At 73.3% G+C, this 12,841-nt stretch carries 12 protein-coding genes and 1 pseudogene; 8 read left to right on the top strand and 5 right to left on the bottom strand.

Translation table 11 applies throughout. The features are described 5' to 3' along the window. Nucleotides 1-43: 43 nt before the first annotated feature. Together KGS77_RS11500 and KGS77_RS11495 are read right to left on the bottom strand one after the other, a co-directional pair. The gene (locus KGS77_RS11500) at nucleotides 44-493 is read right to left on the bottom strand and encodes an ATP-binding protein (RefSeq protein ID WP_242580743.1); all 450 of its coding nucleotides are present in this window, start codon (nucleotides 491-493) and stop codon (nucleotides 44-46) included. A gap of 299 nt (nucleotides 494-792) precedes the next feature. Beyond that, nucleotides 793-1,743 (bottom strand): heavy metal transporter, encoded by a 951-nt coding sequence (locus tag KGS77_RS11495; protein ID WP_242580742.1) that lies wholly within the window; start codon nucleotides 1,741-1,743, stop codon nucleotides 793-795. A gap of 40 nt (nucleotides 1,744-1,783) precedes the next feature. Here KGS77_RS11495 and dapE point away from each other — a divergent pair, with 40 nt between their 5' ends. Together dapE and KGS77_RS11485 are read left to right on the top strand one after the other, a co-directional pair. Continuing rightward, on the top strand, nucleotides 1,784-2,875 hold the full coding sequence (dapE, locus tag KGS77_RS11490; protein WP_242580741.1) for a succinyl-diaminopimelate desuccinylase: 1,092 nt from the start codon (nucleotides 1,784-1,786) through the stop codon (nucleotides 2,873-2,875). A gap of 96 nt (nucleotides 2,876-2,971) precedes the next feature. After that, nucleotides 2,972-3,721, top strand: a complete 750-nt coding sequence (locus KGS77_RS11485) for a TIGR00730 family Rossman fold protein (RefSeq protein ID WP_242580740.1) — start codon at nucleotides 2,972-2,974, stop codon at nucleotides 3,719-3,721. 50 nt (nucleotides 3,722-3,771) lie between these two features. Here the strand turns inward: KGS77_RS11485 and folP are convergent, their stop codons facing one another. Continuing rightward, the gene (gene folP / locus KGS77_RS11480) at nucleotides 3,772-4,632 is read right to left on the bottom strand and encodes a dihydropteroate synthase (RefSeq protein ID WP_242580739.1); all 861 of its coding nucleotides are present in this window, start codon (nucleotides 4,630-4,632) and stop codon (nucleotides 3,772-3,774) included. A gap of 92 nt (nucleotides 4,633-4,724) precedes the next feature. On the opposite strand from folP, the gene KGS77_RS11475 reads away from it, so the two are divergent. Both KGS77_RS11475 and KGS77_RS11470 read left to right on the top strand, forming a co-directional pair. Continuing rightward, nucleotides 4,725-5,261 (top strand): DivIVA domain-containing protein, encoded by a 537-nt coding sequence (locus KGS77_RS11475; protein ID WP_242580738.1) that lies wholly within the window; start codon nucleotides 4,725-4,727, stop codon nucleotides 5,259-5,261. Continuing rightward, nucleotides 5,258-5,842 (top strand): annotated as a pseudogene (locus KGS77_RS11470) (DNA-3-methyladenine glycosylase I); the annotation flags it as partial. The gene KGS77_RS11475 and the pseudogene KGS77_RS11470, both read left to right, overlap by 4 nt. A gap of 179 nt (nucleotides 5,843-6,021) precedes the next feature. On the opposite strand, the gene KGS77_RS11465 reads toward KGS77_RS11470, so the two are convergent. Continuing rightward, the gene (locus KGS77_RS11465; RefSeq protein WP_242580737.1) at nucleotides 6,022-6,822 is read right to left on the bottom strand and encodes an enoyl-CoA hydratase-related protein; all 801 of its coding nucleotides are present in this window, start codon (nucleotides 6,820-6,822) and stop codon (nucleotides 6,022-6,024) included. A 325-nt stretch (nucleotides 6,823-7,147) separates the two neighbouring features. Between KGS77_RS11465 and KGS77_RS11460 the strand changes: the two genes are divergently transcribed. Then, a complete protein-coding gene (locus KGS77_RS11460) occupies nucleotides 7,148-7,315 on the top strand; it encodes a DUF3117 domain-containing protein (RefSeq protein WP_003985072.1) in 168 nt (55 codons plus the stop codon). A 249-nt stretch (nucleotides 7,316-7,564) separates the two neighbouring features. Here KGS77_RS11460 and KGS77_RS11455 read toward each other — a convergent pair whose 3' ends face one another. Next, nucleotides 7,565-8,248 (bottom strand): O-methyltransferase, encoded by a 684-nt coding sequence (locus KGS77_RS11455; RefSeq protein WP_242580736.1) that lies wholly within the window; start codon nucleotides 8,246-8,248, stop codon nucleotides 7,565-7,567. Between the two features lie 165 nt (nucleotides 8,249-8,413). Between KGS77_RS11455 and sigE the strand changes: the two genes are divergently transcribed. The 3 genes from sigE (at nucleotide 8,414) to KGS77_RS11440 (ending at nucleotide 12,597) form a co-directional block, all read left to right on the top strand. Continuing rightward, nucleotides 8,414-9,226 carry an RNA polymerase sigma factor SigE gene (sigE, locus tag KGS77_RS11450; RefSeq protein ID WP_242580735.1) on the top strand — a complete coding sequence of 271 codons (813 nt, stop codon included), beginning with the start codon at nucleotides 8,414-8,416 and terminating at the stop codon, nucleotides 9,224-9,226. Continuing rightward, the gene (locus KGS77_RS11445) at nucleotides 9,223-10,224 is read left to right on the top strand and encodes a zf-HC2 domain-containing protein (RefSeq protein WP_242580734.1); all 1,002 of its coding nucleotides are present in this window, start codon (nucleotides 9,223-9,225) and stop codon (nucleotides 10,222-10,224) included. The genes sigE and KGS77_RS11445 overlap by 4 nt, the downstream gene beginning before the upstream one ends. A gap of 234 nt (nucleotides 10,225-10,458) precedes the next feature. Continuing rightward, nucleotides 10,459-12,597 carry a trypsin-like peptidase domain-containing protein gene (locus tag KGS77_RS11440; protein ID WP_242580733.1) on the top strand — a complete coding sequence of 713 codons (2,139 nt, stop codon included), beginning with the start codon at nucleotides 10,459-10,461 and terminating at the stop codon, nucleotides 12,595-12,597. Nucleotides 12,598-12,841: the final 244 nt, after the last annotated feature.

Raw genomic sequence — 12,841 nt, 5'->3', positions numbered from 1 at the left:
CCGGGGCGCGACAGGCGTCCCGGGCCCCTTCACGTTTCCCGTGTCAGGAGTCCAGGAGGCCGTCGGCCAGCATCTGCGGGCTCATGTCCTCGCCCAGCGCGTCCATGGGCAGGGAGCCGGTCAGCTCGCTCTCGGTGGCGGACTTGGCGGTGTCGCCGAGGAGGTCCCCCGCGTTGCCCGCGGTGTCACCGGCGATCTTCTGGGCGGCCGGGGTGGCCTTCTTCACCGTGCCGCCGGCGGCCTTGCCCGCGGCGGGGACGGCGTGCTTGACGGTCTCGCCGCCGGTCTCGCCCGCGACCTCGGTCGCCCCCTGCGTGGTGTCGTCCACGGCGTCGGCGACGCTCCCGGGGTCGACGGCGGTCAGCGCGCCCAGGTCGGGCTTCTTGGTCAGGTCCATGGCGCTCGCAGAACCGGCCGCGCCGACCATGGGAGCTGCGCCGGCTGCGACCAGCAGCGCGGCTCGGGCGATCCGACGCGTAAGGGGGAGGGACATGGTGCTCCTTTTACGGAGAGGGACTGGTTCTTCTGACAGACGTGCCGTCCGCCGGGCGGACGCAGTGAATACCGCTCCAGACCCGGGAAGGTTGCGGTGAGCGAAAGCAAAGAATCGGTAAAGCGTCACATAATCTGTCGCGGGGGAAACCGGGCGAATTCCGCCGTGTGCAGCAGTGCGAGGAAACGTCACACCTCTTGGGGCGCAAGGGCTCCGTCGAGAATGGCCAGGGGCACGACAGGCGCCGTCAGGGCATGCCGGAAGTTGACACGGGTGCCCCTACAGAGGGATCGGTCGGACTAGTGAGCGGTGACGATTCGTACGTCCGTTGCAGGGGCGCTCGCGGCCTTTCCTTCCGCTTTCCGCCACCCCTTTCCCGAATCGGCGGCGGTCCACATCCTGCCGTCATAAGAAATCTGTTCGATGCGCAATTCGGCGGAATGGGCCATCGCCCAGGTCGCCAGCTCCCAGCCGCGCCGCTGCGGCCCGCCGCCGGTCCCGCCCCCGGCCACGGTCCGCGGCACGGGCACCGACAGCACCGTGTCACCGTCCCCGGCGCCCCCGCCGGCGGTCCGCGCCGCCCCGGCCGTACGCGGCAGCACCTGCGGGCCGAACTCACGGACCAGCTTCTCGCGCACCGCCCGCGCACCCCCCGTCCGCGCGTCGGCCGGACGGCTCTGCGAGCACGTCATCGCCGCCGCGTCCCGGCCCGTCAGCGCGCCGGTCAGCAGCGCCGCGTTCGCCTCGTGCTTGGCGTACGCCTGCGGATAGCCGCTGCGCTGCACCTTCTGCGCGGCGACCGTCAGCGGCAGTCGCGAATACCCCCGGACCTTGACCAGGTGCGTGTAGAACTCCCCGGCCGAGTAGACCGGGTCCATGATCTGCTTGACGGTGCCCCAGTCCTGGGACGGCCGCTGCTGGAAGAGCCCCACCGAGTCCCGGTCGCCGAAGTCGATGTTGCGCAGCCCCGACTCCTGCATGGCGGTGGCCAGCGCGATCGTCACGGCCCGCTCCGGCAGTCCGCGCGCCGAGGCGACGGCGGAGATCGTTGCGGCGTTGCCGGCCTGCTCGGGCGACAGCTCGTACGGCTCACCGCCGCTTTCGGCCCGTACGGTGCAGCGGGGCGCGCCGGGGCCGCCGGTCACGTACTGCACCACGAGGTAGACGACCAGTCCGAGGAGCACGGCGAAGGCCGCCGTGAGACGCACGAGGCGCCGGCGACGAGCGGGGGCGATGGGCTGGGGTGACACGCAGCCCACCGTACTGGAGGGCTGCCGATAGGGTCGGCCCATGGAGCGCTCCACGCAGACCCCCGTACTGGACCTGTCCCTCGACGCGGCCGGACTGACCGCGCAGCTCGTCGACATCCCCTCCGTCAGCCAGGACGAGAAGGCGATCGCCGACGCGGTGGAGAACGCGCTGCGCCCGCTGGCGCACCTGACGGTGACCCGGGACGGCAACGCCGTGGTGGCGCGGACCGAACTGGGGCACAAGGAGCGGGTCGTCCTGGCGGGCCACCTGGACACCGTGCCGATCGCCGGGAACGTTCCCTCGCGCCTGGACCAGGACGGCGTCCTGTGGGGCTGCGGCACCACCGACATGAAGTCCGGCGTCGCCGTACAACTGCGCATCGCCGCCACGGTGCCCGCGCCCAACCGCGACCTGACCTTCGTCTTCTACGACGCCGAGGAGATCTCCGCGGAGCACAACGGCCTCAAGCGGCTCGCCGAGCGGCACCCCAAGTGGCTGGAAGGCGACTTCGCGATCCTGCTGGAGCCCACCGACACCCAGGTCGAGGGCGGCTGCCAGGGCACCTTGCGGGTGCTGCTGCGGACCGAGGGCGAGCGGGCCCACTCGGCGCGGAGCTGGATGGGCGCCAACGCCATCCACGCCGCCGCCCCGATCCTGGCCAGGCTGGCCGCCTACGAGCCGCGCCGGGCCGTCATCGACGGGCTCGAATACCGCGAGGGGCTGAACGCCGTGGGCATCGAGGGCGGCGTCGCGGGCAATGTCGTCCCCGACTCCTGCACGGTCACCGTGAACTTCCGTTACGCGCCCGACCGCACCCAGGAGCAGGCGCTGGACCACCTCCGCGAGGTCTTCGACGGCTGCGGGGTGGCCGAGCTGACCGTGGACGACCACTCGCCCGGCGCGCTGCCGGGCCTGTCGCACCCCGCGGCCAAGGCGTTCATGGAGGCCGTCGGCGGCGTCCCGCTGCCCAAGTTCGGCTGGACGGACGTCGCACGCTTCAGCGCGCTGGGCGTCCCCGCGGTGAACTACGGCCCCGGGGACGCGCTGCTCGCCCACAAGAAGGACGAGCGGGTGGCCACCGAGCGCATCATCCACTGCGAGGAACGGCTCCGGGCGTGGCTCACCGACTGAGCGCGGACCGACCGCATACGGGACGAATTCCGCTGGACGTCACTTGTGTGGACCTACGCTGAGCCGGAAATGATCTGTCAGCGGAGGGAGCACGACATGGCCAGTCCCGAGGGCGCCGCCGAGCGCGACGAACAACGCCTGGGGTCCGTCCTGCGCCGCCATGACCAGGTGCGGCCCGGAACCACCGACCAGCGGCTGCTGGACACCCAGGGACCCTCCGATTGGGTGCACACCGACCCCTGGCGCGTGATGCGCATCCAGGCGGAGTTCGTCGAGGGATTCGGCGCGCTGGCCGAACTGGGACCCGCCATCAGCGTCTTCGGCTCGGCGCGCACCCCTGAGGGGACGCCGGAGTACGAGGCGGGCGAGCGGATCGGCCGGGCGCTGGTGGAGGCCGGCTTCGCGGTGATCACCGGCGGCGGGCCGGGCGCCATGGAGGCCGCCAACAAGGGCGCGGACGAGGCCGACGGAGTGTCCGTCGGCCTCGGCATCGAGCTGCCCTTCGAGCAGGGCCTGAACAGGTACGTGAACCTCGGCGTCGACTTCCGCTACTTCTTCGTCCGCAAGACGTGTTTTGTGAAGTACGCGAGCGGCTTCGTGGTCCTCCCGGGCGGCCTGGGCACGCTGGACGAGCTGTTCGAGGCGCTCACCCTGGTCCAGACGCGGAAGGTCACCCGCTTCCCGATCGTCCTGTTCGGCTCGGAGTACTGGGGCGGCCTGGTGGACTGGCTGCGCGGCACGCTCGTCGCGCAGGGCAAGGCCAAGGCACGTGACCTGGAACTCTTCCACCTCACCGACGACGTGGACGAGGCGGTCGCGCTGGTCACGAAGGAAGCCGGCGTCTGACGCCCGGACCGGCCGGTGCCCCGGCGCAGCCGCCGCCTCGGCGGTCCGGCTCAGGCGAGCCCCCGGCGGGCCACCGCCGGGGGCCGGTGGCCCGCGATCGAGGCCACCATGTCCAGCACCTGCCGGGTCTCGGCGACCTCGTGCACCCGGTAGACCTGCGCCCCCAGCCACGCCGAGACGGCCGTGGTCGCCAGCGTCCCCAGCAGCCGTTCCTTGACCGGCACGTCCAGCGTCTCGCCGACGAAGTCCTTGTTCGACAGCGACACCAGCACCGGCCAGCCGGTGTCCGTCATCTCCGCGAGACGGCGGGTCGCCTCCAGGCTGTGCCGGGTGTTCTTGCCGAAGTCGTGACCCGGGTCGATCATGATCGCGTCGCGCCGTACGCCCAGTTCCACGGCGCGCTCGGCCAGGCCCAGCGTCACCCGCAGGATGTCCTCCATGACGTCCTCGTACGTCACCCGGTGGGGGCGGGTGCGCGGCTGGACACCGCCCGCGTGGGTGCACACCAGCCCGGCGCCGTACCGGGCGGCGACCTCGGCGAGCTTGGGGTCCACCCCGCCCCACGCGTCGTTGAGCAGGTCGGCGCCGGCCTCGCAGACCGCCTCGCCGACGTCGTGCCGCCAGGTGTCGACGCTGATCACCACGTCCGGGTGGCGCCGGCGCACTTCGGCGACGAAGCCGACCGTGCGGCGCGCCTCCTCCTGGGCGCTGACCTCCTCGCCGGGCCCGGCCTTGACCCCGCCGATGTCGATGATGGCGGCGCCCTCGGACACCGCCTGCTCCACGCGGGCCAGCGCGGGCTCGTCGCGGAAGGTGGCCCCCTGGTCGTAAAAGGAGTCCGGGGTCCGGTTCACGATCGCCATGATCACCGGCTCGTGCTCGTCGAACTCTCGATTCCCCAGCCGCAGCATTCGGTACTCCTTGTTCGTGGTCCGCCAGCGACCCTAACTGTCACAGGCGCATGGCACGATCGGTGCAGACGCTTAGCTTCGGGGAGATGGTCGTGTTCTGGTTCTTGCTGATCGCGATGGTCGTGGTGGTCGCCGCGGTCACGCTCGCCGTGGTCGGCGGCGGGGACACCACCGCGGACGGCGCCGGTGACGGCGGCGGGCTGGCGCAGGCGCCGCCGGACCGGGTGCACGACCCGCTGCCCGCCGACCGGCCGCTCACCCCCGCCGACGTGGAGACGCTACGGCTGCCGACGGCCGTACGCGGCTACCGGATGGTGGACGTCGACGAGGTGCTGGACCGGCTCGGCGCCGAGCTGGCCGAGCGGGACGCGCGGATCGCCGGGCTGGAGGCGGCCCTGGCGGGCGCGCACGCCCTGACCGCGGAGCGGGAGACGCCCGGGGTGGCGCAGGACGAGAAACGTTCGGGCAGGGCGGCCAAAGCGGCCGGCAGGGCCGGGTCGACGGGGATGCCCGGGGCGAGCGGGACAGGCGGGTCGACCGGGGCTGCCGGGACGACCGGGCCTGCTGGGACGAAGGGCGCGGCCGGGGCTGCCGAAGACGCCTCGGCCGAGGACGGAGGGGCGATATGACGGGAGTGGCCAGTGCGCCGGACGGGCTGCCGCGCTGCCCATGGGGCATGGAGTCGGAGAAGATGGCCGACTACCGCCTCTACCACGACACCGAATGGGGCCTGCCGGTCCACGGCGACGACGCGCTCTTCGAGCGGATGTGCCTGGAGGCGTTCCAGTCCGGGCTGTCCTGGATCACGATCCTGCGCCGCCGGGAGGGCTTCCGCGCCGCTTTCGCCGGCTTCCGGATCGAGGCGGTGGCGCGCTTCACGGACGCGGACACCGAGCGGCTGCTCGCCGACCCCGGGATCATCCGCAACCGCCTGAAGATCCAGGCGGCCGTGCACAACGCCCGTACGGCGGCCGGGCTGGCCCCCGGCGAGCTGGACGGGCTGATCTGGTCCCACGCCCCCGAGCGGGAGGGGCGCCCGGTGCCCCGTACCACCGCCGACGTCCCACCGGTCACCGCGGAGTCCACCGCGCTGGCCAAGGAGCTCAAGAAGCGTGGCTTCCGCTTCGTCGGCCCCACCACCGCGTACGCGCTGATGCAGGCGTGCGGGCTGGTCAACGACCACCTGGCGGACTGCCATGCCCGGGCCGGCGCGGAGGCGGCGGCGCGGACGGCCGCCGCGGCACGGACGTCCGTACCGGCGGCCGGGCCCGTACCGATGGCCGGGTCCGTACCGGCGGCCGGGTCCGTGCCGGCCGTATGACATGACGCGACCGGATGGCCCTGCCCGGTCGACCCGGTCGTAGGACGCGGCAGCCGCCGTCAGGGCGCCTACCGGCCCTCGAAGTGGGGCTTCTCCTTCTTCACGAACGCCTCCACCGCCGCGTGGTGGTCCCGCGAGGCCCCGGCGCGGGTCTGGAGCTCGTCCTCCTTGGCCAGGGTCTCGGTGAGGGAGTGGGCGGCGCCGTAGGCCAGGGATTCCTTGATCGCGGCGTAGGCGAGGGTCGGCCCCTGGGCCAGTCGGCGGACCAGCGCGGCGGCCTCGGCGGCCAGCTCCGCGGCCGGCACGACCCGGTTGGCGATCCCCAGCTCCAGCGCCTCCTGCGCGCCGACCGTACGCGGGAAGAGCAGCAGGTCGGCGGCGCGGCCGTGGCCGATGAGCCGGGGCAGCGTCCAGGAGAGGCCGGAGTCGGCGGACAGCGCCACGCCCGCGAAGGAGGTGTTGAAGGAGGCGGTGTCGGCGACGATGCGGTGATCGGCGGCCATCGCGTAGCCCGCGCCGGCCCCGGCCGCGACCCCGTTGACCGCCGCCACCACGGGCTTGGGCATCCCGGCGATGGCCGCGACGATGGGGTTGTAGTGCTCGCGCACCGTGTCCATGGTGTGGCGCGTGCCCTTCTCACGGTCCTCGGCCAGCAACTGGACGTGTTCCTTGAGGTCCTGCCCGACGCAGAACGCGCGCCCGGTGGCGGTCAGCAGCACGGCCCGTACGACGGGGTCCGCCGCCGCCCGGTGCAGCGCGTCGCGCAGCGCGACCTTCGCCTCGGTGTTCATGGCGTTCATGGCGTCGGGGCGGTTGAGCGTGATCGTCGCGACCGCGTCGGTCACGTCGTAGAGCACGGTGTCGGCCATGGTGGGGTCCCCTCCGTCGCGGCTCGGACTGCGCGGCAGCGGCAGCCCGCGCTCAGGATGCCGGAGATCGTCGGCGGTCGGCATGTGACGTACGTCAAAGAAAGCACCCGGGGCGGATACCGGAGGGTGGCGCAGTATCGCAGCCCGCCAGCCGAATTGCGTGGTTTTGCGGGAGCGCGTTGCCAAGGGATGCTGCCCGATGTTGGTCATCGGGTCGTGCGATGCGGGATAATGGCTTGGAAGCAATGTGTTCGATGCCGGTGACACGTGCCCCAACATAGGGCCGTCGGCTGACGATGAGCTGGTTTCAGGAAGGGGAACGAGCATGGCGGCCATGAAGCCGCGGACGGGCGACGGCCCGCTCGAGGTGACCAAGGAGGGGCGGGGCATCGTCATGCGCGTACCCCTCGAAGGCGGCGGTCGACTCGTCGTCGAGCTGACACCCGACGAAGCCAAGGCCCTCGGCGAGGCCCTGGAGAAGGTCACCGTCTGAGAAGGCGGACCTGTTGCTGCGGTTTCCCGGGACGGACCATCCCCGGACCCCCAGCCGAATACCCCCGGCCCCGGCGGGCGGCGCGTACACGCTACGTGCCGCGCGCCGGGGCCGTGTCGTCCGCCCCGTCCGTTTCCATCCGTGCCGTCCGTTTCCGTACGTACCGGCCCTATGCCCGTACGTACCGGCCGTGCGTCCGCGCGTACCGGCCGTGCGACCGTACGTACCGGTGAGGCACCCGCCTGTCGCTCAGCCGCGCTTGACCGCGCACAGCAGACCGTCGCCCACGGGCAGCAGGGAGGGCACCAGCGCGGTGCTCTCCCGTACGGTGCGCAGCAGCTCCCGCAGCCGCAGGACCTCCGCGGGCTGGACCGCCGAGTCGACCGTACGGCCGTCCGCGAAGACGCCCTCGAAGCAGACCAGGCCGCCCGGCCGCAGCAGCCGCAACGATTCAGCGAGGTAGTCCAGGCTCTCCATAGGGTCGCCGTCGCAGAAGACCAGGTCGTACCCGCCGTCGGCGAGCCGGGGCAGGACGTCCAGGGCGCGGCCGGGGATGAACCGCGCGCGGTTGCCGGCGAAGCCCGCCTCGCGGAAGGCGTGTTTGGCGAACTGCTGCCGCTCCGGCTCCAGATCGACGGTGGTCAGGACGCCGTCCGGGCGCATGCCGTGCAGGAGGTAGATGCCCGAGACGCCCGTCCCGGTGCCGATCTCGGCGACGGCCTTGGCGTCGGCGGTGGCGGCGAGCAGGCGCAGTGCGGCGCCGGTGCCGGTCGACACCGAACGGATGCCCGCCTCGTCGGCCCGGTCGCGGGACCAGCTCAGGGTGGCGTCGGCCTTCTCGTCGATGATCCCGGCGCCGTACGCCTCGGCGAATGCCAAGTTCGTCTGCCGGTTGCCGGTAATGGCCCTCTCCTGTCCCCGTAGTTGACGCACCCGTGACTGTATCCGCTGTGTGCGGGAACCCGCAGGTGGGACCGGGCGTTGGAGAGAGGCAGGGGGGATGCGGTGGTGAAGACCGGGCAAGACGTGGGAAGAGAACGGCAGTCAGACCAAATGCAGGTCAAATCTGCTTATCCGGAGCTAACGGGCGGTGTGGATATGGTAGGGGCTCTACTGGACACCACCAGAGCCACCAGGGGAGGTGCGGCTGCGGCGGGTGACCGAAGAGCGCTGCTGCGCTTCCGCCGGTCGGCCGTCGAGCCGAAATCCGTGACCGACACCGCTGACCGTTCCCGCCCGCAGAGCTCCAAGGGCACGGGAGGGGACCTCGTCGCCGACGCCGCGACGACCACCGCGACCACCGCGACTTTCGCCACGGACGCGGACGCCCCGGCGTGGGCCCCTCCGAGCTGGGAGGAGATCGTCAGCACGCACAGCGCACGGGTCTACCGCCTCGCCTACCGCCTCACGGGCAACCAGCACGACGCCGAGGACCTCACCCAGGAGGTGTTCGTCCGCGTCTTCCGCTCGCTGTCGACGTACACCCCGGGCACGTTCGAAGGCTGGCTGCACCGCATCACGACCAACCTGTTCCTGGACATGGTCCGCCGCCGGCAGCGCATCCGCTTCGACGCGCTCGGTGACGACGCGGCCGAGCGGCTCCCCAGCCGCGAGCCCTCTCCCCAGCAGCACTTCAACGACACCCACTTCGACGCGGACGTGCAGCAGGCGCTGGACACCCTGGCGCCCGAGTTCCGTGCCGCGGTGGTCCTGTGCGACATCGAGGGTCTGTCGTACGAGGAGATCGCCGCCACGCTCGGCGTCAAGCTCGGTACGGTCCGCAGCCGCATCCACCGTGGCCGCTCCCATCTGCGCAAGGCGCTCAAGCACCGCTCCCCGGCGGCGCGCGCCGAGGAGCGGGACCGGCGCTCGCTCGCCTCGTTCGCCACAGGGGAGGTAGGAATCGCGTGAGCGGAACAGGCGGTCCGTCCCCCGCCGAGCACCATCTCGGCGACCGCCTCGCGGCTCTGGTCGACGGGGAGTTGGGACATGATGCGCGCGAGCGGGTGCTCGCGCACCTGGCGACGTGCTGCAAGTGCAGGGCGGAGGCCGACGCCCAGCGGCAGGTGAAGACCGTCTTCGCCGAGACGGCGCCCCCGGGCCCTTCCGAAGGGCTGCTGGCGCGCCTTCAGGGGCTGCCGGGAGGTGCCGCCGGGCCGGGAAACCGGCTGGGCGGCGGCGCCCTGGGCGGCGGTGACTTCGCCCGGGGCGCTTTCGCCGGCGGTGACTTCGGCGGTGACCTGAGTGGTGACTTCGGGGCTGAGCGCGGCTTCGGTCACGTCCCTTCGGGCAGCCATGCCATCGACGGAGTGCCGCGGCAGCCGCGGAACCGTGGCTTCCGTATCCACGAGAGCGAGCGGACCGCGCCGCAGCGCCGGCGGTTCGCCTTCGCCGCCGCCGGGGCCGTCTCCCTGGCCGCCTTCGCCCTGGGCGGCGCGCTGCCCCTGGAGGCGGCGGTGGAATCCGCCGGCGGCCGGGCCGAGGGCCCGGGCACCGCGGTGACCCCGGCCGGCCAGACGCCGATGGCGGTGGCCGGGCGGCAGGCCGGCCGCAGCGAGGAGTTGCTCGCCGCCGGGGACCCCCGGGCGCGCGCGGTTCCGGCGGGCAGTTCCTCGACGGCCCTGCCCGCCCCCAGCCCCATGGGTCTGTACGGTCCGTCCGCCTCTCTCCCCGCGCGGTCCGCAGCCCTGCCGCCGCGGGCCGGTGTCGTCCTGTCGCCCGTAACAGGCCCGACCGGTCCGACGGTGGTGGACCGCACGATGGTGGACCGGCTCTCCCTCATCACCCTCGCCACACCCCTGGACCACGGAGCCCCGGAGGGACCGCCACTCCCTCCCCTGGAGCCCAAGAGACCCCTGATCACCACCACTCCGACCGCCGCCCCCGACCGCGGGACAGCCACCCGCTGAGCCGCCGGAGCCGGGCCCCGGGGCGGGCGCCGGACGGCCGGTGCGTACGGTTCGTACCGCCACGTCCGGACACCGCACACCGTTCCGGCCGGAGCCGGGGAACCGTCGCCGACCGGGCCCTGCGCGGGTGCCCGGGGACCTGGTTGAATCGCACCGGGCGGCGCACCCCTGCGGGGGCGCGAGCCACGAGGTGGCAGTCCACGGGAGGCCGTGGGCGAAATGTGTGGGGAGAACATGGACGAGGGGAAGGCCGCCGGGCCGAAGCTGAACTGGTGGAGCCGTCCGGGGCACCCTCCGGCCGGCCACCCGTCCACCGAGGCTGCCGGGCCCGCGGCCGAGGCCGGCGGCAGCCCGGCGGCATCCGCCGCTGCCGACCGGACCGGGGGACCGGCATCTGAGGCCCGTCAGGGCGGTCAGGCTGGTCAGGGCCGGTCCGGTGGGGCAGGGGCATCCGCTCCTGCCGCCGATCAGACCGAGGTACGTGCTTCCGCCGCAGGTCAGGGCGGCGGGGCCGACACAGGCCAGACCCCGGGCGGCGCGTCGCCCGAGGCCGCGGCCGAGAGCGGGGTCGAGACCGGGGCCGGGGCCGGGGACCGTACGGAGGTGCCGTCCGGGGGTGCCGCCGCGGGGCAGCCGGTGGACTCCGGGCGTCCGCGTCCGCTGCACCCCGAGGACCCGTACGGCACGCCCCCGTACGGCGAGCCGGGCCCCTGGGCGCCCGCGCCCCCCGTACAGCGCCCGGTGGCGACCCCCGCGCACGGCACCCACATGCCGCCGGCCGCGAGCCATCCTCCCTACGGGGCGCCCGCGGCGCCGCCCGGCGCGCCCGTCGCCCCCGCCCCGGAGCTGCCCCACCAGGGCGGGTCGGCGGACACCGGCCCGGCCGAGGCGTTCGCGGCACAGGAAGGTGCGCCGGTCCACGACGACACGTTCGGTACCGGTGGCGGTCCGGCCGCAGCCGGGGCACGTACGGCCGAGTCCGCGGGCCGGGCGGCCGGAGATCCCGTACCCGCACCGCAAGGCCCCGCGCAGCAAGGCCCCGCTCCCCAAGGCCCCGTACTGGAAGGCCAGGACGCCACCGGCGCCGGCACCGGCCGGCCGGACCTGACCAAGCACCACGCCGAACCGCACCCGGCGCCCGCACCCGGCGCGCCGTTCCCGCAGCCGCAGCCGCACGGGCACTGGCAGCAGTACGACCCTTGGAGCGCGCCGCCGCAGCACCCGGTGCCCGGCCTCGTCCCGCCGGCCGGGCCCGCGTCGCGCCCCCGCCGGGGGCTGCTGACCATCGGTGCCGTGGTGCTGGCGCTGCTCGCCGGCGGCGTCGGCGGCGGCATCGGCGCGTACATCGAACGCAACGGCGGCATCAGCGACATCAAGCTGCCGCAGGACGCGGGGGACAAGGGTGGCCGTGACCCCAACAGCGTCGCCGGCATCGCCCAGGCCGCGCTGCCCGGCGTGGTGACCCTGCACGTACGGGGCAACTCCGAGCAGGGCACCGGCACCGGCTTCGTCCTGGACAAGCAGGGTCACATCCTCACCAACAACCACGTCGTGGAGCCCGCCGGAACGGGCGGCGAGATCTCGGTGACCTTCAGCGGCGGCGAGACCGCCAAGGCCAAGGTCATAGGCCGGGACGGCGGCTACGACCTCGCCGTGGTGAAGGTCGAGGGCGTCACCGGCCTGCGCCCCCTGGCGCTCGGCAACTCCGACTCCGTACGCGTCGGCGACCCGGTGGTCGCCATCGGCGCGCCGTACGATCTCGCCAACACCGTCACCTCCGGCATCATCAGCGCCAAGCAGCGCCCCATCACCGCGGGCGGCAAGAAGGGCGACGGCAGCGACGTCTCGTACGTGGACGCCCTCCAGACCGACGCCCCGATCAACCCCGGCAACTCCGGCGGCCCGCTCGTCGACGCACGGGCCCGGGTGATCGGCATCAACAGCGCCATCCGCGCCGCCGACAGCGGCGGCGGCCTGGAGGGCGGCGGCCAGGGCGGCAGCATAGGGCTGGGCTTCGCCATACCCATCAACCAGGGCAAGTGGGTGGCCGAGGAGCTGATCAACAAGGGCAGGGCCATGCACCCGGTGATCGGTGTCACGCTGGAGATGGAGTACGCGGGCGACGGCGCGCGGGTCAGCTCCAAGGGCAAGACCGGCGGCGCGCCGATCGTGCCGGGCGGCCCCGGGGCCAAGGCGGGCATCAAGCCGCGCGATGTGATCACCAAGGTCGACGGGCAGCCGGTGCACAGCGGCGAGGAGCTGATCGTCAAGATCCGCAGTCACCGCCCCGGCGACCGGCTGACGCTGACCATCCGGCGCGACGGCAAGGAGCACACCGCCGTGCTCATCCTGGGTTCCTCCAGCCAGGAGTGACCGCACGCCGGTGTCCGCGGACGGCCCGGAGCGCGGCCGTCCGCGGACACCGGAACGCTGCCGGCCGCTGCCGGCTGCTGCCGGAAGGCTGCCGGCCGACACCGGAACACCGTTCGCGGGCGGCCGGGAAGTGATCGTTCGCCCGGCGTTGGCGCGGGTGACTCCCACCCGGCGCGCCGGGCCAGGTACCGTGATAGTCGGCCTGGCCCATAGGTCCCCATTGATCCCCGCAGGCCGCGGACAT

The sequence above is a fragment of the Streptomyces sp. MST-110588 genome (assembly GCF_022695595.1).
Classification (GTDB): Bacteria; Actinomycetota; Actinomycetes; order Streptomycetales; family Streptomycetaceae; genus Streptomyces.
Note: the sequence above shows the minus strand (reverse complement) of the source record. Positions and strands in the feature narration are given on the sequence as shown.

Bases quoted from the DNA above. Each gene is read 5' to 3' on its own strand.
- KGS77_RS11485 (WP_242580740.1), top strand. From the start codon at position 2,972: ATGGCCAGTCCCGAGGGCGCCGCCGAGCGCGACGAACAACGCCTGGGG.
- KGS77_RS11440 (WP_242580733.1), top strand. From the start codon at position 10,459: ATGGACGAGGGGAAGGCCGCCGGGCCGAAGCTGAACTGGTGGAGCCGT.
- KGS77_RS11500 (WP_242580743.1), bottom strand. From the start codon at position 493: ATGTCCCTCCCCCTTACGCGTCGGATCGCCCGAGCCGCGCTGCTGGTC.
- folP (WP_242580739.1), bottom strand. From the start codon at position 4,632: ATGCTGCGGCTGGGGAATCGAGAGTTCGACGAGCACGAGCCGGTGATC.
- KGS77_RS11465 (WP_242580737.1), bottom strand. From the start codon at position 6,822: ATGGCCGACACCGTGCTCTACGACGTGACCGACGCGGTCGCGACGATC.
- KGS77_RS11460 (WP_003985072.1), top strand. From the start codon at position 7,148: ATGGCGGCCATGAAGCCGCGGACGGGCGACGGCCCGCTCGAGGTGACC.
- dapE (WP_242580741.1), top strand. From the start codon at position 1,784: ATGGAGCGCTCCACGCAGACCCCCGTACTGGACCTGTCCCTCGACGCG.
- sigE (WP_242580735.1), top strand. From the start codon at position 8,414: ATGGTAGGGGCTCTACTGGACACCACCAGAGCCACCAGGGGAGGTGCG.